The organism is Micromonospora lupini str. Lupac 08 (assembly GCF_000297395.2).
GTDB classification, from domain to species: Bacteria; Actinomycetota; Actinomycetes; order Mycobacteriales; family Micromonosporaceae; genus Micromonospora; species Micromonospora lupini.
In genome coordinates this window covers 3,385,184-3,404,419 of sequence record NZ_HF570108.1, presented here as the reverse complement: position 1 = coordinate 3,404,419, position 19,236 = coordinate 3,385,184, and the positions used below count along the sequence as shown (strand labels likewise).

The 19,236-nt window shown below is 72.4% G+C and carries 19 protein-coding genes; 9 read left to right on the top strand and 10 right to left on the bottom strand.

Annotated elements, in window-relative coordinates; translation table 11 throughout:
- Positions 1-136: 136 nt before the first annotated feature.
- Genes MILUP08_RS16670 through MILUP08_RS16660 form a run of 3 tightly spaced genes read right to left on the bottom strand, consistent with a single transcriptional unit; the run spans position 137 to position 4,188 of the window.
- A complete protein-coding gene (locus MILUP08_RS16670) occupies positions 137-1,267 on the bottom strand; it encodes an iron-containing redox enzyme family protein (RefSeq protein WP_007459693.1) in 1,131 nt (376 codons plus the stop codon).
- A 49-nt stretch (positions 1,268-1,316) separates the two neighbouring features.
- Positions 1,317-3,071, bottom strand: coding sequence for a thiamine pyrophosphate-requiring protein (locus MILUP08_RS16665; RefSeq protein WP_007459691.1), 1,755 nt, complete (start codon positions 3,069-3,071; stop codon positions 1,317-1,319).
- A complete protein-coding gene (locus tag MILUP08_RS16660; RefSeq protein ID WP_007459689.1) occupies positions 3,064-4,188 on the bottom strand; it encodes a baeRF2 domain-containing protein in 1,125 nt (374 codons plus the stop codon). Before MILUP08_RS16660 ends, MILUP08_RS16665 begins: the two co-directional genes overlap by 8 nt.
- Before the next feature lie 142 nt (positions 4,189-4,330).
- On the opposite strand from MILUP08_RS16660, the gene MILUP08_RS16655 reads away from it, so the two are divergent.
- Both MILUP08_RS16655 and MILUP08_RS16650 read left to right on the top strand, forming a co-directional pair.
- Positions 4,331-4,879 (top strand): hypothetical protein, encoded by a 549-nt coding sequence (locus MILUP08_RS16655; protein WP_193376628.1) that lies wholly within the window; start codon positions 4,331-4,333, stop codon positions 4,877-4,879.
- 49 nt (positions 4,880-4,928) lie between these two features.
- Positions 4,929-5,789 (top strand): alpha/beta fold hydrolase, encoded by an 861-nt coding sequence (locus MILUP08_RS16650; protein ID WP_007459684.1) that lies wholly within the window; start codon positions 4,929-4,931, stop codon positions 5,787-5,789.
- Between the two features lie 4 nt (positions 5,790-5,793).
- On the opposite strand, the gene MILUP08_RS16645 is transcribed toward MILUP08_RS16650, so the two are convergent.
- On the bottom strand, positions 5,794-6,132 hold the full coding sequence (locus MILUP08_RS16645) for a DUF3817 domain-containing protein (RefSeq protein ID WP_007459683.1): 339 nt from the start codon (positions 6,130-6,132) through the stop codon (positions 5,794-5,796).
- 186 nt (positions 6,133-6,318) lie between these two features.
- Here MILUP08_RS16645 and MILUP08_RS16640 point away from each other — a divergent pair, with 186 nt between their 5' ends.
- Positions 6,319-7,797, top strand: coding sequence for a glutamate-cysteine ligase family protein (locus MILUP08_RS16640; RefSeq protein WP_007459681.1), 1,479 nt, complete (start codon positions 6,319-6,321; stop codon positions 7,795-7,797).
- A gap of 13 nt (positions 7,798-7,810) precedes the next feature.
- Here MILUP08_RS16640 and MILUP08_RS35955 read toward each other — a convergent pair whose 3' ends face one another.
- The 3 genes from MILUP08_RS35955 to MILUP08_RS16625 form a co-directional block, all read right to left on the bottom strand.
- Positions 7,811-8,197 carry a DUF2267 domain-containing protein gene (locus tag MILUP08_RS35955; protein WP_007459679.1) on the bottom strand — a complete coding sequence of 129 codons (387 nt, stop codon included), beginning with the start codon at positions 8,195-8,197 and terminating at the stop codon, positions 7,811-7,813.
- Positions 8,198-8,501: 304 nt separating this feature from the next.
- Positions 8,502-9,674 (bottom strand): zinc-dependent alcohol dehydrogenase, encoded by a 1,173-nt coding sequence (locus MILUP08_RS16630; RefSeq protein WP_007459677.1) that lies wholly within the window; start codon positions 9,672-9,674, stop codon positions 8,502-8,504.
- A gap of 30 nt (positions 9,675-9,704) precedes the next feature.
- Positions 9,705-10,655 (bottom strand): SRPBCC family protein, encoded by a 951-nt coding sequence (locus MILUP08_RS16625; RefSeq protein WP_007459675.1) that lies wholly within the window; start codon positions 10,653-10,655, stop codon positions 9,705-9,707.
- A 194-nt stretch (positions 10,656-10,849) separates the two neighbouring features.
- Here MILUP08_RS16625 and MILUP08_RS16620 point away from each other — a divergent pair, with 194 nt between their 5' ends.
- Both MILUP08_RS16620 and MILUP08_RS16615 read left to right on the top strand, forming a co-directional pair.
- On the top strand, positions 10,850-11,221 hold the full coding sequence (locus MILUP08_RS16620) for an SCP2 sterol-binding domain-containing protein (protein ID WP_007459673.1): 372 nt from the start codon (positions 10,850-10,852) through the stop codon (positions 11,219-11,221).
- 5 nt (positions 11,222-11,226) lie between these two features.
- Positions 11,227-13,290 (top strand): amylo-alpha-1,6-glucosidase, encoded by a 2,064-nt coding sequence (locus tag MILUP08_RS16615; RefSeq protein WP_039908183.1) that lies wholly within the window; start codon positions 11,227-11,229, stop codon positions 13,288-13,290.
- Here MILUP08_RS16615 and MILUP08_RS16610 read toward each other — a convergent pair.
- A complete protein-coding gene (locus MILUP08_RS16610; RefSeq protein ID WP_039906136.1) occupies positions 13,270-14,007 on the bottom strand; it encodes a helix-turn-helix domain-containing protein in 738 nt (245 codons plus the stop codon). The two genes, MILUP08_RS16615 and MILUP08_RS16610, sit on opposite strands and share 21 nt — an antisense overlap.
- Before the next feature lie 133 nt (positions 14,008-14,140).
- On the opposite strand from MILUP08_RS16610, the gene MILUP08_RS16605 reads away from it, so the two are divergent.
- From MILUP08_RS16605 to MILUP08_RS16595, 3 genes are all read left to right on the top strand, one after another.
- Positions 14,141-14,917, top strand: coding sequence for a DUF4097 family beta strand repeat-containing protein (locus MILUP08_RS16605; protein WP_337588142.1), 777 nt, complete (start codon positions 14,141-14,143; stop codon positions 14,915-14,917).
- Positions 14,918-14,942: 25 nt separating this feature from the next.
- Positions 14,943-15,761 carry an alpha/beta fold hydrolase gene (locus MILUP08_RS16600; protein ID WP_007459665.1) on the top strand — a complete coding sequence of 273 codons (819 nt, stop codon included), beginning with the start codon at positions 14,943-14,945 and terminating at the stop codon, positions 15,759-15,761.
- 542 nt (positions 15,762-16,303) lie between these two features.
- Entirely contained in the window at positions 16,304-17,011 is a 708-nt protein-coding gene (locus MILUP08_RS16595) for a carbonic anhydrase (protein WP_007459664.1), read from the top strand.
- A 66-nt stretch (positions 17,012-17,077) separates the two neighbouring features.
- Here the strand turns inward: MILUP08_RS16595 and MILUP08_RS16590 are convergent, their stop codons facing one another.
- Together MILUP08_RS16590 and MILUP08_RS33845 are read right to left on the bottom strand one after the other, a co-directional pair.
- Positions 17,078-17,521: a DUF5990 family protein gene (locus MILUP08_RS16590; protein ID WP_007459662.1), complete on the bottom strand. Its 444-nt coding sequence runs from the start codon at positions 17,519-17,521 to the stop codon at positions 17,078-17,080.
- Positions 17,522-17,572: 51 nt separating this feature from the next.
- Complete coding sequence (locus MILUP08_RS33845) at positions 17,573-18,160, bottom strand: hypothetical protein (RefSeq protein WP_007459660.1); 588 nt, start codon at positions 18,158-18,160, stop codon at positions 17,573-17,575.
- Between the two features lie 175 nt (positions 18,161-18,335).
- Here MILUP08_RS33845 and MILUP08_RS16580 point away from each other — a divergent pair, with 175 nt between their 5' ends.
- Positions 18,336-18,725, top strand: coding sequence for a hypothetical protein (locus MILUP08_RS16580; RefSeq protein ID WP_007459658.1), 390 nt, complete (start codon positions 18,336-18,338; stop codon positions 18,723-18,725).
- Positions 18,726-19,236: the final 511 nt, after the last annotated feature.

Sequence of the window (19,236 nt, the reverse complement as noted above, 5' to 3'; positions counted from 1 at the left end):
GTCCTTTGCTCTGCTTCAACGGACGCAACACTGGGCGGCCGCAACCGTTGCGTGGGTTGAAGCAGAGCAAAGGACGCACACAAGGGCCGGGCAGGGTGCCTCTCCGGCCTCCGCTGCGGCAAGCCCGTCGAGGCCGTCAGACGGCGACGGGCCGGGCAGCCGACGGCGTCACGGCGGCGGACGCCGCCACGGCGAGCGAGACGGTCGGCGGCACGATCGGCGCAACGCCCGGCGGCACGGGCGGCGGCACGGGTGACCGCAGCGAACTGCGGCCGGCCGCCCAACTGTCCAGCAGGTGCGCTGCGAACAGCCGGTCCACCGCCAGCGCCGCCGCCGCGCCGAACAGCACGTCGGGGGCGAGCGCCGGTTCGGCACGGACCAGGCCGCCGCACAGGTCGTGCGCGGCGATCTGCTCGTGCACCGCGTCGGCCTCCACGTGCTCGTCGTAGAAGCGGGTGGCCACCTCGTCGAGGCCGAGCCGGCGCAGGCCGTTGCCGTATCGGCGGTTCGGCAGGGACGAGGTCATCTCGAAGGCCGCCAGGTGCCCGAGCAGCGCGCCGCGCAGCCGTCGGTGCAGCCCGAACAGCGACATCAGGTTGTTGGTCGCCAGCGTCACCGCGGGCACCAGGTCCAGGTGGGCGGCGTAGCCGGTGTCCATGCCCAACCGGTCGAGGGTGCGCCGGAACAGCTCGGCGTGCATCCGGTCCAGCCGGCCGTTGCCGTACTCGTCGGTCTGGATCTCGACGAGGGCGGCCTTGGCGGGACCGCCGAGGCGGGGCAGCGCCCAACTGTGCGGGTCCGCCTCGCGCAGGTGGTAGACGGAGCGGTGGGCGACGAACTCGCGGAACTGGGTGAGGTCGGCGCGCCGCTGGAGCGTGGCGGCCAGCGGCGGCCCGTCGTCGGCCGCGACCAGCTCGCCCAGCCCGGCGGCGACCCCGCCGGCCGGCACCGTCGGCGCGCCGGCCAGCCGGCGCAGTGCCGCCTCGAAGGGCCGCTCGGCGCGGGCCCGCAGAGCCAGCAGCGTGGGCTGCCACTCCCAGCCCTCGTCCACCCCGCGCCAGCCCCGGTAGTGCAGCTCGTAGCAGAGGAACAGGGTCAGTTGCAGGTCCTCGTCGACGAACGCGTCGGCCGGGTCGAGGTCGACGCCCAGGTCGGGCGGCAGGTCGTGCGGCGGCAGACGCAGCGCATCGGTCACCGCGGCGGACAGCGGACCGCGCGGCTGCGGCAGCGACGCGGGACCCCAGCGTCGGTCGGCGGGCTCCGGCATGTGACCTCCAGCGTCGTCGGGCCGCTACTGATGCCCCGGTCGGATACGCCTAAACGAGATCCTCGACGGCCACGGCCTGCTCCACCTGCTCGCGGACCCGCCGGGCGGGCTCCCCCTCGGCGTACAGACCGCGCAGGTCGGCGAAGGCCGGCTCCGGCGGCGCCAACGACACCGCCGGGTCGACTACCGCCTCCAGGACGCACGGGCGGTCCGCGGCGAGCGCCTCGTCCCAGGCGGCGCCGACCAGTTCCGGGCGGTCCACCCGGACACCGTGCAGCCCGAGCAGGCGGGCCCAGCCGGCGTACGGCACGTCCGGGCGACGGTGGGTGGGATCGGACGACGGCTCCCGGCCACCGCCCATGCCGTTCTGGTCGCGGTTGTTGAGCACGAGCACCACCAACCGTGGGTCGGCCCACCGCTGCCAGTGGTGCGACACCGTGATCAGCTCGGCGAGGCCGTTGAGCTGCATGGCCCCGTCGCCGAGCAGCGCGATCACCGGCCGGTCGGGCGCGGCGAGCTTGGCGGCCACCGCGTACGGCAGGGCGCAGCCCATCGAGCCGAGGGTGCCGCACAGCTGCGCGTTCACCCCGGGCGGCAGCACGAGGTGCCGGGCGTACCAGTAGAGGACCGAGCCGACGTCGACCGCGACCGAGCCGGTCTGCGGGACCCGGGCGGAGAGTTCCTGGAGCACGAGCTGCGGGTTGATCGGTTCGGCGGGCGCGGCGGCCCGGTCGGCGGCCGTCGCCCGCCACCTGTCGACGGCGCTCTCCACCGTGGCACGCCACTGCTGATGAGCTCGGGAGGGCACCCGGGCCAGCAGCGCGCGCAGCGTCTCGGCGGCGTCCCCGACCAGTGGCACGTCGGCCGGGTACCGGCTGCCGATGCGGGTGCCGTCGATGTCGATCTGCACCGTGCGGGCCTGGTCGGGCATCGGGAAGTAGTCGGTCCACGGGTCGTTGGTGCCGACCAGCAGCAGCGTGTCGCAGCCACCCATCAGCTCGGCGGCGGCCGGCGTGCCGACCTCGCCGAGCACCCCGGCGTGGAAGGACAGTCGCTCGTCGAGGACCGGCTTGCCCAGCAGCGAGGTGGCCACCCCCGCGCCGAGCCGGTCGGCCAGCTCGATGATCTCGGCGGCCGCTCCCCGGCCCCCCTGACCCACCAGGATCGCCGTGCGCCGGCCGTTGCCGAGCACCTGCGCGGCGGCGTCGAGGTCCACCTCGTGCGGCAGCACCCGGGCCAGCGGCTCGCCAGGGGTCGCCGTGATGACGCCGGCCGCGTACGTGCCCAGGTCGGGCACCAGGGCCTCCTGCAGGTGCCGCGGCAGCACCACACAGGTCGGACTGCGGGTCGCCGCCGCGGTACGGAACGCCTGGTCCAGCAGCGCCGGTACGCTCTCCGGGCTGCGGCCGTACTGGACGAACTGGTTGCACACGTCGCCGAAGAGCCGGCTCAACCCGATCTGCTGGTGCGCGCCGCCCAGCGGGCCGGTGACGTCCTCGCCGACGATCGCCACCACCGGTTTGCTGTCCAGCTTCGCGTCGTACAGGCCGTTGAGCAGTTGCACCGCGCTGGGTCCCTGGGTGGCCAGGCAGACCCCGATGCCGCCGGTGAACTTGGCGTGCCCGGTGGCCATGAACGAGGCGGTCTCCTCGTGCCGGGCCGGTACGAACGCCGGGTCGCCCCCGGAGCGGTCCAGCGCCTCGATCAGCGGGGCGATCGCCGTACCGGGGTAGCCGAAGGCGCGCGGCACCCGCCACGCCCGCAGCCGCTCCACCACCAGGTCCGCGACACGGCGCTCAGCCATTGCCGCGCCCCGGGGTGCCCTCGTCGACGTAGCGCAGCACCGCGCCGACACCGTCGGTGAGTTCGGGCGCCTCGTCCGCGCCGAGCACTGTCAACGCCGCGTCGGTGCCGACCAGCGCCCGGACCAGCGCCGCGTCGGCGCGTACCCGGAGCGGGTCGTCCACCGACATCGCGCTCAACTGGGCGGGGTCGACGGCGATCTCGGTCGGCTCCGGGCCGATCCACAGCTCCCCGTTGGCCGACGGGTCGTCGACGATGAGCATGGTGTCGACCTGGTTGCGTTGCAGGGCCGAGACGACCGCGTCGAGGCCGGCGCCGACGTCCTCCTGCACGCCGAACCGGTCCAGCGCGGCGGTGATCCGCTGGTCGGCGACCTCCGCGATGGTCTGTACGGTGAGGTCGTCCAGCATGGTCTGGTCGGCACCGCCGGCCCGGGACCCGGCGTCGGTCCGCACCACCAGGTCCTGCCAGCGCTCCGGCATCTGGGCGGCGATCATCCCGGTGGCGCGGACGTCACCGGCCACCACCACCACGTCGGCACCGACCCGGTCGGCCAGCTGGACGGTCGCGGCGGTCACGTCGCCGGCGTTCTGGTGCCACGCCTCCATGGCCGCCCGCTGGTAGCGGGACTGGGACCAGCCGCCGGGCTGCACGCGGCGCAGCGGGAAGCTCTCCCGGCCGGCGACGTGCGCACGCCGGGGCACCCCGCCCGCGCTGACCGCCATCGCGTCGCCGCCGGTCCGGTCGGCCACCACCCGGACCCAGGCCACCTGCTCGCCGCGCTGGGCGAGCAGTGGCATCACGTGCGGCAACGGGTCGAAACTGGCCAGGTCGCGCACCGGCGGGGCGGACAGGTACTCGGAGAGCACCACCCGCCCGTGGCTGGCGAAGACGGCCAGGCCGTAGTCCCCGACCATCGGGTCGTGACCCCGGATCACCCGGTCCAGCGCGGCGATGCTCGCCTCGTCCGCCCCCTGGTCGGCCAGGCGACGTTCCAGGGCACGCCAGCGCAGGTCCAGCGCCGGGTGGGCGTCCTCCGTGTCCGCGGAGGCGTCCAGGTACACCGAGCACCACGGCCCGGGTCGGTCGTAGAGCGGGCGCAGGAAGGACAGCTGCATGCTCGACCCCTTTCCAGCTCGGCCCCCCGCTTACCCTGCTCGCCCGGGATGTCACCTCGTGGCCGTGAGCCCGTGACCAGGTTTCATTCACGTCGTTCAACCGGGGACATCGATACGATCAGTGAACACAAGCGGACTCTCGGTGGTGGGGATGGACAGCGGACTCGAAACCCGACGGATCGTGCACCCGACGGAGCGGATCGTCACCGGGCGGCTGGTCCGCCTGCTCGACGGCTACACCCGGGAGATACGCGTGGGCCAACCGGTGCTGGTCGCGGTGCTCGCCGCGGCGGCGTTCGCCCGGCTGCCGGCCCTGCTGCTGCGCGCGCTCTTCTCGTTCGGCGCCGGTGGCACGCGGCGGCGCTGGAAGGAGCTGAAGCAGGGCCCGGAGTACCTGGTGACCCCGGTCCGGCTGCGCAACACCGCCGGTCAGCTCTGCGAGGTGGAGATGCACGGGCACCTGCCGCAGAGCGCCCTGCACCCGGCCGATCAGGTGCAGCTCACCCTGCGCCCCCAGGGCGACCCGGAGTTGCCACCCCGTATCGAGAAGATCGTCAACCTCACGACCGGGCAGTTGCTCACCCCGCGTACCGCGACGCTCTGGTCGCACCTCGGCCCGCCGCTGCTGTTGCAGGCGGTGCTGGGCGCGCTGCTGCTCGCCGGCGTGGTGGCCTGCTCCGCGCTGACCTGAGCGGCCGCCAGGCGTTTCGGGCCCGCTCCGGTGGGGCACCGGCACGCCCATGTTTCCCGGATTCACCCTCGACGAGATCGATGTCGGCCCGGTACGCCTGCGGGTGCGCCACGGCGGTTCGGGCTCGCCCGTGGTGCTGCTGCACGGTCATCCCCGTACCCATGCGACCTGGCACCGGGTGGCGCCGCTGCTCGCCGAGCGGCACACGGTGATCTGCCCGGACCTGCGGGGGTACGGCGGTTCGACGAAGCCGGCGGAGACGCCCGACCACTCGGCGTACGCCAAGCGGGCGATGGCCCGCGACGTGGTCGCGCTGCTCGACGCGCTGGGCCACGAGCGCGCCGCCGTGGTCGGCCACGACCGCGGGTCGTACGCGGCGATGCGCACCGCCCTGGACCACCCGGAGCGGGTCAGTCGACTCGGTGTGCTCGACGGGGTGCCGATCGGCGCGGCGCTGGCCACCTGTGACGCCCGGTTCGCCACCCGCTGGTGGCACTGGTTCTTCCTGGGCCAGACCGACAAGCCGGCGGAACGGCTGATCAACGCCGACCCGGACGCCTGGTACGGCGGCTCCCCCGCCGAGATGGGCGAGGAGGCGTACGCGGACTACCACCGGGCCATCCACGACCCGGCGACGGTGCACGCCATGTGTGAGGACTACCGGGCGGGCCTGGGGCCGGACCGCGCCGCCGACGACGCCGACCGGGCGGCCGGGCGGAAGATCTCCTGCCCGGTGCTGTTCGTCTGGGCCGAGCGCGACGACATGGTGGAGCTGCACGGCGACCCGGCGGCGATCTGGCGGGAGTGGGCCGACGACGTGCGGGCGACGTCGGTCGACTCGGGTCACCACATGGCCGAGGAGGCGCCGGAGGCCCTGGCGACCGTACTGAACGATTTTCTGACCGACTGAGCGCTCAGCCGACGGGCGCGGGCTCGGCGGTGGGTTGGCTGGCGACGCCGAGGATCCCCCGGCGGCGGGCCCAGCGCTCGAAGATCAGGGTGGCGAACGGCGGCACGGCGCAGGCCAGCGCCACCAGGGTCACCGGCAGGCTCCACCGGCGCAGCCGTGCCACCGCGAGCACCAGCAGCCCGTACGCGATGAACAGGCCGCCGTGGATCGGGCCGAAGACCTGCACGCCCAGCTCGTTGCCGGGCGGGCCGTACTTGACCGCCATCCCGACCAGCAGGGCCAGCCAGGAGCACGCCTCGGCGATCGCCGCCGCGACGAACAGCCGGGTCACGTTCTCGCGCATCCGGACGCCACCACCTCTCGGGCGGCAATGCTAACGGTGCCGGCCTTTCGCGCCCTCGTCGACCACGCAGCGTGCGACAGGGGTCACGAGGCTCGCGACTGGGTAGGAAAGGACCCTCGGGTCTTCCCCCTCCCGCCGGCCACGTGCGAGGTTTGGGGGGATACCAGCGGTGACAGGGTGGTGACCATGGGCGAAGATGTCGGCGTACGGACGTTCAGTCGGGAGGACCGGGCCCGTTACCGCGAGAAGGTGCGCAGCTGCCTGGACGTCTTCGCCGAGATGTTGCGCGAGTCGCGGTTCGACATCGACCGGCCGATGACCGGTCTGGAGATCGAGCTGAACCTCGTCGACGAGGCGTCGAACCCGGCGATGCGCAACTCCGATGTGCTGGCGGCCATCGAGGACCCGAGCTTCCAGACCGAGCTGGGCCAGTTCAACGTCGAGATCAACGTGCCGCCGCGCCGGTTGACGGGCACGGGCACCGCCGACTTCGAGGAGTACGTGCGGGCCAGTCTCAACGCCGCCGAGGAGAAGGCGCGGACGATCGGCGCGCACATGGTCATGATCGGCATCCTGCCGACGCTGCGCCCCGAACACCTGACCGCCGAGACGCTCTCGGCGAACCCGCGCTACAAGCTGCTCAACGAGCAGATCTTCGCCGCGCGGGGCGAGGACCTGCCGATCGCCATCAGCGGCGTGGAGCGTCTGGCGGTCACCGCCGACACGATCACGCCGGAGGCGGCCTGCACGAGCACCCAGTTCCATCTGCAGGTCAGCCCGGCGCAGTTCGCCGACTACTGGAACGCGGCCCAGGCGGTCGCCGGCATCCAGGTGGCGTTGGGCGCGAACGCGCCGCTGTTCTTCGGCCGGGAGCTGTGGCGCGAGACGCGCATCCCGCTGTTCCAGCAGGCCACCGACACCCGTTCGGAAGAGATCAAAGCCCAGGGTGTACGCCCCAGAGTCTGGTTCGGCGAACGGTGGATCACCAGCGTGTTCGACCTGTTCGAGGAGAACGTCCGCTACTTCCCGGCGCTGCTGCCGGTGTGCGACCCGCAGGACCCGGCGCAGACCCTGGCGGCCGGCGAGGTGCCCAACCTCGCCGAGCTGCGGCTGCACAACGGCACGATCTACCGCTGGAACCGCCCGGTGTACGACGTGTCCCGTGGCCGGCCGCACCTGCGCGTGGAGAACCGGGTGCTGCCGGCCGGGCCGACCGTGCTGGACACCATCGCCAACGGCGCCTTCTACTTCGGACTGGTCCGCGCCCTGGCCGAGTCGGACCGGCCACTGTGGTCACAGATGTCGTTCAGCGCCGCCGAGGAGAACTTCACCAGTTGCGCCCGGCACGGCATCGACGCGCAGGTCTTCTGGCCCGGCCTCGGTTACCTGCCGGTCACCGAACTGGTGCTGCGCCGGCTGCTGCCGATGGCGCACCACGGCCTGGACCGGTGGGGCCTCGACCCGGTTGAGCGTGACCGACTGCTCGGCGTCATCGAGCAGCGCTGCCTGACCAGCCGCAACGGCGCGACGTGGCAGGTGGAGACGCTGCACCGGTTGGAGTCCGCCGACCACCTGGACCGGCCGGAGGCGCTGCGCGAGGTGGTCCGGCACTACGTGACGCTCATGCACAGCAACCGCCCGGTGCACGAGTGGCCGATCCCCTGACGCGAGGCTGCGGTCAGCCGCGCGGTGTGGGCACGCCGAACAGGTCGATGATGCCGCCGGGAAGCTGGGCGAGCAGGTCGTGCCGCTCGTCGTCGTTGAGGGCCTCAGCGACGGTACGCAGCACCGCCTGAGCGTGGAGACGCACCTGGTCCGCGTTGGCGACCTGCTCCCGGTCGCCGACGTGCTTCAGGAAGTCGCCGATGTCCCACCGGCGGCCCTGCGGATTGCGGGTCACCGACGTGTTCAGTCGCTCCGGCAGTTGGGCCGCGAGGTTGTCGGCCTCCTGTCCGGCGAGCCGTTCGCCGAGCACCGACAGGACGGCCTGCACGGACCGTACGGCCTCGTTCTCCCCGAGGTCGGCGCGCTGCCGGACCGTGGCGATCATCTGCTCGTACTCCATGAACCGCTCCCTTCGTCTCCCCGACCGGCCGTGGCCCGCCGGGCGAACGGGGCGGTTTCCCCGGGTCGCCGGGCACAAACGGGGTCGCCGGGAGGCGGTGACCGGTGCCGAACGTGCCGCAGTGGCGGCAGACCGGCACGGACTCACCCTCGGGCGGGCGTCGCGGGCGGCGGATCGTCGCGCAGCCGGCTGTAGAGATAGCCGTCGCGCCACGCGCCTCTGCCGGACCTCGTACGGCGCAGCCGCATCCACTCTCATGGCCACGAGATAGCGGCGGCCCCACAGCGCCTCCGAGCGCGGCCGGTCAGACCGTGAGCAGCACCTTCGTGCAGTCGTCCTGCTTCTTCTGGAAGATCTTGTAGCCCTTCGGGGCGTCCCGCAGCGGCAGGCGGTGGCTGACGATGAAGCTCGGGTCGATCTCGCCGCGTTGGATGCGCTCCAGCAGTGGCCGGGTGTAGCGCTGCACGTGACACTGGCCGGTCCGCATGACCAGCGACCGGTTCATGAACGCGCCCATCGGGAACTTGTCGACGACGCCCCCGTACGCGCCGATGACCGACACCACCCCGCCGGAGCGGCAGGCAAGGATCGCCTCGCGCAGCGCAAACGGCCGTTCCGTCTCGGTCCGCGTGGCCTGTTTGGCCCGGTCGTACGCGTACAGGGCCGCGTTGCCGTGGTGGCCCTCCAGGCCGACCGCGTCGATGCACGCGTCGGGTCCCCGGCCTGCGGTCATCTCGTTGAGGGTGTCCAGCACGTCGGCCTCGTCGTAGTTGATCGTCTCGGCGCCGGCGTGCTCCTCGGCGAGCCGCAGCCGGTACGGGAAACGGTCGATGACGATCACCCGCTCCGCGCCGAGCAGTCGGGCGCTGGCGGCGGCGAGCAGCCCGACCGGTCCGGCGCCCCAGACGGCGATGACCTGCCCCGGTCTGATGTCGCACATCTCGGCGCCCATGTAGCCGGTCGGGAAGACGTCGGCGAGCAGGACCGCCTGGTCGTCGGGGATGTCGTCGGGCACCTTGAGCGGGCCGACGTCGGCGAACGGCACACGGGCGTACTCGGCCTGGCCGCCCGCGTACCCGCCGAGGAGGTGGGAGTAGCCGAAGATGCCGGCCGGCGAGTGGCCCATCACCTTCTCGGCGATCCCGGCGTTGGGGTTGGAGTTCTCGCACACCGAGTACAGGCCGCGCTGGCAGGAGGAGCAGTGCCCGCAGGCGATCGGGAACGGCACCACCACCCGGTCGCCGGGTTTGAGGTTGCGCACCTGCGGGCCCACCTCCACCACCTCGCCCATGAACTCGTGGCCGAGGATGTCTCCCTTGCGCATCGCGGGGATGTAGCCGTGGTAGAGGTGCAGGTCGGAGCCGCAGATCGCGGTGGTGCTGATCTTCACGATCGCGTCGCGGGCGTTCATGATCGTCGGATCGGGCACGTCGATCACCTTGACGCTGTCGGTGCCCATCCAGGCGGTGGCCTTCATCTGCGGGATCCCTCTCGACGGCGTGGGTGGTCAGCGACGGGACGCCGGCAGCGGCTGGGCGGGCCGCTGCATGGCCTGCTGGCGTACGGAGATGCCGTTCGGGCTGCCCTCGGAGCGGACCACCTCGCCGGCCTCCAGCACCTGCTTGAACCGGCGCAGGTCGTCGCGGACCTGCTGCTCGGGCTCCTCACCGAAGAGCTTGGCCACCGCTCGGCCCAGCGCGCCCGCCGGGGGCGCGTAGCGCAAGCGCACCCGCACCTCGGTGCCCCGGTCACCGGGGGCGGGCACGAACCGGACCCGCCCGGCGTTGGCCACCCTCGTGCCGGGAAGCGAGCGCCAGGTGATCGACCTGTTCGGCTGATCGTCGATGATCTCGGCGTCCCACTCGACGTGGCGTCCGGCCGGACCGCGCGCGACCCAGTGGGAGCGACGCAGGTCGTCGGCGCGTACCGACTCCAGGTGCGCCATGAACTTCGGCAGGTTCTCCATGTCACGCCAGAACCGGTACGCCTCCGCGGGCGACCGGTTCACGGTCACCGCGATCTCCATCCGGATCACCCGGGCGCGGGCCCGTCGGGCGCGGCCGGCGGTGGCGGCGACTGCCGTGTCCAGGGCGGCGATGCCGGCGATCGCGGCGGTCGTCAGCGCCAGGCGCCGTCGGCGTTCACCCCGACGGTCGGCCATCGCCCGGCCCAGCAGGGTGAGGTCGAGCGCGTCTCCGGCCACCCGCGTCCACGCCCAGCCGGCGGGGCGGCGGCCGGCGAGCAGGCCGACGGCGTGCACCAGCTCGCGTGCGCCGACGGCCGGGATGACCGCCTGCGCCGCCGGGGAGTCGTCCACCCCGGTCAGTCGCGCGAGGGATCGGGGCGCGGCGAGGGCGCCCACGCCCAGGGCCAGGCTCAACAGGCCCAACGCCCTCGGCAGGGTCGCCGGCACCGGCCCGTCCAGCTCCGGCAGGAGCACCGTGTCGACTCGATCCATGTCCGGTCCCTTCCGCGGGGCCGTGGCCGCCGACGCGCGGCGCGTCGGCGGTGGGTCCGCCTCCGTGACGCTATGCGGTACGCCCACCCCACGAGACCGATTCGGGACAGAACGAGACCCGCCCGGGGCGTTAACAGGGGCGCGTACCGGGTAGGCGGCATCCGCTTCTACCAGCGCGCGCCCGGGAGGGTGGGATGACGGCGACCAGCGCCTTCTTCGATCGGCTGGCCGCTGCCTGCCAGGATCCGCGTTTCAGCAAGGTGTGTGGAAGTGTGCGCTTCGACATCGGGGACGGGGACGACCTGGAGCAGTGGCTCCTGGTCATCGACCACGGCCACATGAAGGTGACGAGAAGCGCCGCGCCCGCGGACACGGTCATCCGGGTGTCCGTGCCGGTCGCGGACGCGATGGCGCGCGGTGAGGTCAACGGGCTGGCGGCGATCACCCGCGGCGAGATCCTGGTCGACGGTGACCTCGGCCTGGCGTTGCGGCTCGGGCGGCTGTTTCCCCGCGCGAGCGGCAGCGGGGATCAGACCGAACAGCCGACGTCGAGCAGCACGCCGTGAGGGACATCCCGGGCACCGTGTCGTGTATCGACGGGAACACGTTCATCGTGTCGGACGCCAGTGGTGACGTGGAGTCCTCCCCGGCCACTCCGGTCGGGCTGTTCGCCGCCGACACCCGCTTCCTGTCCCGTTGGGTGCTCACCGTCAACGGTGAACGCATGGCCGCCCTGTCGGTGGACGACAGCCAGTACTACGAGGTCACGTTCTTCGTGGCGCCGGGCGGGGCGGTCGACTACGTCGAGGCGGACGTGTCCGGCATCCGGCGGCGGCGCATCGGTCCGGACCTGACCGAGTCGCTGACGATCTTCAACTACGGCCAGGGGGTTGTCGACCTGGACGTACGCCTGGAGGTGGCAGCAGACTTCGCCGACATCTTCGAGATCAAGTTCGACATCCACGACAAGGTTGGCACCAGCTACACCCAGATCGACGGGAACGAGTTGCGGTTGGGCTATCGGCGCGGCACGTACCGGCGGGAGGTCGTCGTGTCGGCGAGCGAGCGGGCGACCATCGACCCGGGCGGCCTGCGGTTCGCGGTGCGCCTGCCACCCGGGCAGCAGTGGACCACCCAGTTGCAGGCCGCCATGCGGGCACTGCGCCCGGACGGCGTGGACCTGCGTGACGCCCTGCGGGCGCAGCGGCCGGAGGACTCCACCCTGCCGGACAGCGTGCGGGAGTGGGTCGCGCAGGCCCCGACACTGGACACCGAGAGCGCGGCGCTCCAGCAGGTGTACCACCGCAGCCTGGTGGACCTGGCGGCGCTGCGCTTCGCGCCGCTCTCGCTCGGCGGCGCGACCGTACCCGCGGCCGGGTTGCCCTGGTTCATGACCCTGTTCGGCCGCGACAGCCTGCTGACCTGCCTGCAGACGCTGCCCGTCACACCGTCGTTGGCCCCGCCGACCCTGCGGATCCTCGCGTCGTTGCAGGGCGCCCGGACCGACGACGTCCTGGAAGAGGACCCCGGCCGGATCCTGCACGAGCTGCGCTACGGGGAGTCGGCCGCGTTCGAGGAGCAGCCCCACTCCCCCTACTACGGCACGGTCGACGCGTCACCGCTGTTCGTGGTGTTGCTCGACGAGTACGAGCGGTGGAGCGGCGACACCGCGCTGGTGATGGAGTTGGAGCAGGAGGCTCGCTCGGCCCTGACCTGGATCGACTCGTACGCCGACCTGACGTCGACCGGCTACGTCTGGTACCAGAAACGCAACGGCGCCACCGGCCTGGACAACCAGTGCTGGAAGGACTCCTGGGACAGCATCTCCTACGCCGACGGCCGGCTGCCCGGGTTCCCCAGGGCCACGTGCGAGACCCAGGGGTACGCCTACGACGCGAAGATCCGCGGGGCGCGGCTGGCGCGTACCTTCTGGGGCGACCCCGACTACGCCGACCGGCTGGAACGGGAGGCGGCGGCGCTGTACGAGCGCTTCAACCGCGATTTCTGGCTCGACGACCGCGGCTACTACGCCCTCGCGCTCGACCACGACGGGACCCCGGTCGACAGCCTCTCCTCCAACATCGGGCACCTGCTGTGGAGCGGCATCGTGCCACCCGAGCGGGCCGCGCGGGTCGTCGAGCACCTGATGGGTCCGGCGCTCTTCTCGGGTTGGGGGGTGCGGACCTTCGCCGAGGGGCAGGGCCGCTACAACCCGCTCGGATACCACAACGGCACCGTCTGGCCGTTCGACAACTCGTTCATCGCCTGGGGTCTGCGCCGGTACGGGTTCGCCACCGAGGCGGGTCGCATCGCCGAGGGGATCCTCTCCGCCGCGACCTACTTCCAAGGTCGGCTGCCCGAGGCGTTCGGCGGGTTCGACCGCAGCACCACCCGGTACCCGGTGCGGTACCCGACCGCCGGCAGCCCGCAGGCGTGGTCCAGCGGGGCACCGATGCTGCTGCTGCGCACGATGCTCGGGATCGACCCGCACGAGGACCATCTCGCCGTGAATCCCGCGTTGCCGTCCGCCTTCGCCCGGGTCGCGCTGCTGGACATTCCCGGCCGTTGGGGCCGGGTCGACGCGTTCGCCCGCCAGCGGCCCGACCGGCCCGCGTCAACGGGCGGAATCGCCTGACGCTCCCTCGGGTCGGCTGTGCAGGACGTCGCGGGCCTGTTCGGCGGCGCGGGTGATGCTCTCGCTGATGAAGTCCATGAAGCGGGCAATGTTCTCCAGGCGGGCGGCGGCGGGGGTGTGCGAACCGAGGACCGCGACGCCCTGGCGGGCCGTCGCGACGAGCGCGTCGTTGGCGCGGGCGCTGGCGATCGTGGCCTGGTAGAAGAGTTCGTTGTCGACGACGTAGCGGTCGCGACGGCGCTCGTCGCGCTCGCGGCGCACGAGGCTCTGACTCTCCAGGAAGGCGATCGCCTTGGAGATGGACGCCGGGCTGACCTGGAGGCGCCGGGCGAGCTCCGCCGCGGTGAGGCTGCCCGCGTCGGTGGTGAACAGGCAGGTCAGCACCCGGGCCGACATCTTGTTCAGGCCCGAGGCCATGAGGACGGTCGTGAACGTCTCCTCGTACTCGGCGACGGCCTCGGCGTCACGGCCGTGCGGCTGCGGGACCGACTCGGCCGCTCGCCCGGTGGCAGGCGCGCGTCGGCGGGCGCGGCGTTCGGTGGCGCGGTGGGCCAGGTCGGCGCGGTAGGCGTTCGGGCCGCCGTTCCGCAGCACCTCGCGGGTGACGGTCGAGGTCGGACGGTCGAGCCGCCGCGCGATCTCGGCGTACGGCAGGCTGTCGGTCAGCCCCAGCGCGATCTGCTGTCGCTCCTGCTGGGTGAGTCTGCCTCCCGGCATCGCGATCTCCTCCGATGGTGGTTGTCGTAGCGGCCCCGCGCCCACCACCATAGCGTTAACCCTCAACCGATTGCAATGAGCCACAGTCGCCGCGTTGCGTTACATTCAGGCTCAGTGCAACACTTAAAGGCCTCTGAGCTGCTTATTTGCTACTTCAGCGCAACATCGTTGTTGCCCAGGGCTGGAAAGCAACGTAGCGTTTCTCATATCAGAAACGCCGCGACAAGCAACCAGGAGAACGTCATGCCGAGCTTCCCCACCCCCGCCCCCCATCTCCGCCGTCCTGGACATCCCCGCCGGGCGCGTCCAGTTCATCGCCGCCGACCGCGCGGACACCACAGTCGAGGTCCGGCCCACCGACCCCGGCCGCAGCCGCGACACCCGGGCCGCCGAGAAGACCACCATCGCGTACGCCGACGGCGTCCTGCGGGTCACGGCGGCGGCACCCACCAACCAGCTCGTGGGCCCCTCCGGCTCGGTGGAGGTCACCGTGCGACTGCCCGCCGACTCCCGCGTCGAGGTCCGGGCCGCCAGCGCCGAACTGCGCGGTGTCGGGCGCCTCGGCGACGTCACCGTCGACGGCGCGTACCGCCACATCAAGATCGACGAGGCCGCGAGCGTGCGTCTCACCGCGATCGACGGCGACGTCGAGGTCGGTCGACTCAACGGCCCGGCCGAGATCAGCACGACGCGGGGCGACATCAACATCGCCGAGGCACGGCGCGGCACGGTCGTGCTGCGTACCCAGTCCGGCGACATCTCGGTCGCCGCCGCCGGCGGCGTCTCGGCCGCGCTGGACGCCGGCACCGGCCACGGCCGCGTCCGTAACGCCCTCACCAACACCGGCAGCGCCGACCTCGACATCCACGCCACCACCGCGCGCGGCGACATCACCGCCCGCAGCCTCTGAACCCCAACCCCTCAGGAGTACGACAATGACGACGAACAACCCCACCTCCACCAGTTCGACGTGGACCGGCATGGTGCCGGTCGACGACACGGCCCTGGCCGTCACCGACACCGGCGGTCCCGGCATCCCGGTGGTCTTCCTCAACGGCCAGTTCGCCACCCAGGGGTACTGGCGGCACGTCATCGCCGACCTGGGCACCGGATGGCGGCACATCACCTACGACGAGCGAGCCCGGGGCAGAAAGTCGGGGCGCTCGGCGGACTATTCGTTCGAGGCGGCCGTCCGGGACGTCGACGCCGTCCTCGCCGCCCGGGGCGTGGACCGGGCGGTGCTCGTGGGCTGGTCCTACGGAGCGGTCGTCGGCGCGCACTGGGCCCACCGGAACCCGCACCGCACCATCGGCGCGGTGCTTGTCGACGGCGCCTTCCCGTACGACTGGCTGGACGAGGCCATGGAGCAGCGCATCCGGAAGATGTTCCGACGGATGAACATGTTCATGCCCCTGCTGCGCCCGACGGGCCTGACCCCACGAATGAACGCCGAACAGATGGCGGAGAGCAACATCGAGCTGGGACGGCTCTCCCGCGAACGTGAACTGGGCCCGGTGCTGGACGCCATCACCGCCCCGGTGCGGTACGTGGTCGCGTCGGGGACGTCCCTCGGCAGCAAGGGCGACGAGCAGGAACGCATTCGGACCAGCCTCGACGCGGTGACCGCCCGCAACCCGAACATCCAGGTCGGTGCGAAGGTCACCAGCAACCACGGCGCCATCCTGAAGAAGGACTTCGCGGCCGTCGCCACCGCCGTACGCGAGGTCGCCGCCCTCGACCCCACGAAACGCTGACAACCACGCCGCCCGCCGCCCGCCCGGTCCCGGCTCCCCAGTCGCCCCGCGCGACCGGGCAGCCGGGACGGCGCCACCCGGGTCGACCCAGCCGCTCTGACCGCCCGGGGTCGTCCGGGTCGTCCCGGCGGCCCTTGCCGTCCCGGCTGCCTTGGCGGCCCTTGCAGGGCGTCCAGGCGATCCGGGGCGACCGGGTGCGACCCAGGTGGCCGGGGCTGGGCCACAGCCGGTGAGCCAGGTGGTGGTCGCATCCTTTGGAGCTGATTCGTTTGCGACATCATCGGCCACGCGAGGGGCGGCGCGGGTCGCGACCACAGGCGACGGCCCGCAAGCGCGTTGATTCGTTCACGACATCAGGTCCATAGGAGCCACGCACCCCCTCAGCCGCTGCCGGACCAGCCCTCGCACCACCACCTCGCCACGTCGCGCGACGCACGGCCGGTGCGGTGAATCGTCGTGCGGCGACTGTGGCGCGGCGTATAACCACTGTGGAGTGAGGGCTGGTACGAAGGAAGCTTCCGCCTCACCTTCGGGAGATCAACGTGGCACGTCCCCACCTGTCCCGCCGTTCCCTGCTGGCCGCCGGCGGCGCGACCGCCGTAGCGATCGGCGCGGCGGCGCACCCGTCCGCCGCCGCCGCGCAGCCGGCTGACGATGCGGTCGGCACCCCGGCCGAGGCCCTGCGCCGGCTGCTCGCCGGCAACCACCGGTTCACCGCCGGCCACGGCCGGCACCCCCACCAGTCCCTGGACGACCTGCACCGCCTCGCCGCCGGGCAGCACCCGTTCGCCGTCACGGTGGGCTGTGCGGATTCCCGGGTGGCGCCGGAGGTGCTCTTCGACCAGGGGCTCGGTGACCTGTTCGACAACCGGGTGGCCGGCAACATCGTCGACGACCTGCTGCTGGGCAGCGCCGAGTTCGCGGTGGAGGAGTTCGGTAGCCTGCTGATCGTCGTCCTCGGGCACGAACGTTGCGGCGCGATCACCGCCACCATCGACGCCATCCGTACCGCGGGCACGGCTCCCGGGCACATCGGCGCCATCGTCGACAGTCTGCGCCCGGTCGTCGAGCCGGTGCTGAACCAGCCCGGCGACCCGGTGGAGAACGCGGTCCGGGCCAACATCGCGGCGCAGGTGCGGGCGCTTCAGACGCGCAGCCCGATCATCGCCGAGAAGGTGCGCCAGGGCGCCCTGCGCGTCGTGGGCGCTCGCTACGACCTGGACAACGGGCGGGTCTCGCTGGTGGCCTGACAGGGTCCCCCTCCCCCGGCCGTCGCCTGCTGCGGGCGGCCGGGGGCACCGGGTCGACACCGGCGGTCACTCCACCGTCCAGGTGATGGCGGCAGGGTGGACCCGGGCGCACACCGGCTCGCCGGTCGCGTCCGTCAGCCCCAGCCTGCCGACCAGGAGTCCGCCGCCGTCGTGTGCGGCGCGCAGCAGCGCGGTCGGGATGTCGGTGAACATCAGCTTCGCCCGCCGGAACATCGCGAACCCCTCCTCGGTCACCGCGCCCCAGCTCAGATAGAGAAACCGTCCGCCGGGGCGGCCGTGCACGAACGGACCGCCGACGTCAAGCACCCCGTCGATCTCTCGGCTGGACACCTCGACGGTCCAGATCGCCATGACCGCGTCGGCCGGTACACGGTCGATCACCTCGGTCTTGCGCTGGACCCCGACGTGCACGTTGCCGAGCCGCAGCGCGTCGGCGTCCGCGCCGCCGCGCCGCCCCGGCAGGTCGCTGCCCTCGATCCGGATCCGCACGACTGCGACTCTAGACACCACCGCGACCCGAGCCCCTGTCAGCGGCCCCGATCAGCGTGCCACGCGGGTGCGGCGGTAGTAGGACCAGCCGGCCAGCGGCAACGCGACGGCCCAGGCCAGCAGGAGGGGCAGGCCGATCAGGACGCCCGTCGGAGTGAAGATGTCGTCCGCGCTGGACTGCGCCAGGTCGGTGGCGAACTGCCACGGCAGGGTGACCGAGTAGCCGATCATCAGAGCCGATCCCAGCACCGTGGGCGTCAGCGGCACCCACGGCGGCACCCGGCGTCCGCGCAGCAACGGCACCCAGCGGGGGAAGGTCAGTCCCCAGTCGCTGATCAGGCCGAGCGCCAGGACTCCGCCCAGCCCGGCGAGGACGCACAGCAGGCCCAGGTAGAACGCGCCGGCCGGCAGACCCAGGAAACCGTCGACCGGGTGATCCCCGACGCCGGGGTCGCGACCGTGGTACCACTCGTCGAACGGGTCGGCATGGGCGAACAGCGGGATACCGAGGATCCAGGGCACGTGCAGCGGAATGAACCCCAGGACTGGCGCGATCCACGCCACGTGACCGGCGCGGCGGGCCCACCGTGGCGACGGTGGCGTACGAGACGGCGCGGAGGCGTCGCTGGTCTGCATCACGGTCGGTACTCCGTATCGGTGGGGAGCGTTGGTTCCGTCCGACATGACGCTGCCCGACCGGCACGACGAGGGAATCCGCGCTCCGGGGGACCCACGTCCCCGCACCCGGGGAGCGGGTCGCCCTCAGCGGACGTGGCCGACTCCGAAGGTTGCCGACCGGTGGCATCATCACCCCATGGACGTTCGTCGCCTGGCGGCCATCGACATGTACGGCAGTCGGGGCACCACCCGTCGACGGCGGATCATTCTGGCCGAGTTCCTCGTCGGCGTGATCGCCATGGTGGCGTGGGGCAGCTGGCTGTTGGCGTCATCGAACGACCTCGGCGGCCGGGCTTTCGGCCTGTGGCTCGTCGGGGCGGGCCTCAACTACGCTCCGCTGTCCGCGTACGCCATCATGCTGACGCGGCCCGGTGCCCTCGACGCCGAGCTGGCCGGCGTCGACACGGACCGGGAGCTACGCCGCTACACAGTCCTTCAGTTGTGGGTGTTCGTGCCGCTCGCGCTCGTCGTCCTCGCCGTCCGCGACGCGCTCGCCCGGCGCGGGGGGCGGACGACAGCTCCCTGAGGGACGGTCCGGGTCGCGGTCAGCGACGCGGGCGGGTGCTGTGGCCGTCGAGGGTCAGCCCGAGCATGCGGTCTTCCGCGCCCGTCGAGGGCTCGCCAGAGCGCCCCGGCGAGGTGGAGAAAGTCGGCGGGTTCTGCGTCGGCGCGGGTGGTGCTGTCCCGTTTGCCGGCATCGAAGGGGTGGGCGATGGCGGCGCCGACCGGGCCGTAGCTCTGCTCGGTGATTGACTGGTGGGCGCCGGGGCTGAGGGCAGCGCCGAGCCCGTGCTTCCTGCGCACGGCGTTTACCAACTCCGTGGCCCAGCGGCGCAGCGCCTCCACCGGTGGCAGCGTGGCCAGGGACCGAGTTGACCAGCTCAGTGACGGCGTCCAGGTAGACGGCGAGCACCAGCGACTCGCGGGACGGGTAGTTGCGGTAGAGGGTGCCGGGGCCGACCCGGCGAGCTGGGCGATCTGGTTCATGGACGTGTCACCGTCCCGCGCGAGGGCCTGCCGCGCGGCGGCCAGGATGC

Bases quoted from the DNA above. Each gene is read 5' to 3' on its own strand.
- MILUP08_RS16620 (WP_007459673.1), top strand. From the start codon at position 10,850: ATGACGGCGACCAGCGCCTTCTTCGATCGGCTGGCCGCTGCCTGCCAG.
- MILUP08_RS35955 (WP_007459679.1), bottom strand. From the start codon at position 8,197: ATGGAGTACGAGCAGATGATCGCCACGGTCCGGCAGCGCGCCGACCTC.
- MILUP08_RS16660 (WP_007459689.1), bottom strand. From the start codon at position 4,188: ATGCAGCTGTCCTTCCTGCGCCCGCTCTACGACCGACCCGGGCCGTGG.
- MILUP08_RS16625 (WP_007459675.1), bottom strand. From the start codon at position 10,655: ATGGATCGAGTCGACACGGTGCTCCTGCCGGAGCTGGACGGGCCGGTG.
- MILUP08_RS16600 (WP_007459665.1), top strand. From the start codon at position 14,943: ATGACGACGAACAACCCCACCTCCACCAGTTCGACGTGGACCGGCATG.
- MILUP08_RS16650 (WP_007459684.1), top strand. From the start codon at position 4,929: ATGTTTCCCGGATTCACCCTCGACGAGATCGATGTCGGCCCGGTACGC.
- MILUP08_RS16665 (WP_007459691.1), bottom strand. From the start codon at position 3,071: ATGGCTGAGCGCCGTGTCGCGGACCTGGTGGTGGAGCGGCTGCGGGCG.
- MILUP08_RS16645 (WP_007459683.1), bottom strand. From the start codon at position 6,132: ATGCGCGAGAACGTGACCCGGCTGTTCGTCGCGGCGGCGATCGCCGAG.
- MILUP08_RS16640 (WP_007459681.1), top strand. From the start codon at position 6,319: ATGGGCGAAGATGTCGGCGTACGGACGTTCAGTCGGGAGGACCGGGCC.
- MILUP08_RS16580 (WP_007459658.1), top strand. From the start codon at position 18,336: ATGGACGTTCGTCGCCTGGCGGCCATCGACATGTACGGCAGTCGGGGC.
- MILUP08_RS16670 (WP_007459693.1), bottom strand. From the start codon at position 1,267: ATGCCGGAGCCCGCCGACCGACGCTGGGGTCCCGCGTCGCTGCCGCAG.
- MILUP08_RS16610 (WP_039906136.1), bottom strand. From the start codon at position 14,007: ATGCCGGGAGGCAGACTCACCCAGCAGGAGCGACAGCAGATCGCGCTG.
- MILUP08_RS16630 (WP_007459677.1), bottom strand. From the start codon at position 9,674: ATGAAGGCCACCGCCTGGATGGGCACCGACAGCGTCAAGGTGATCGAC.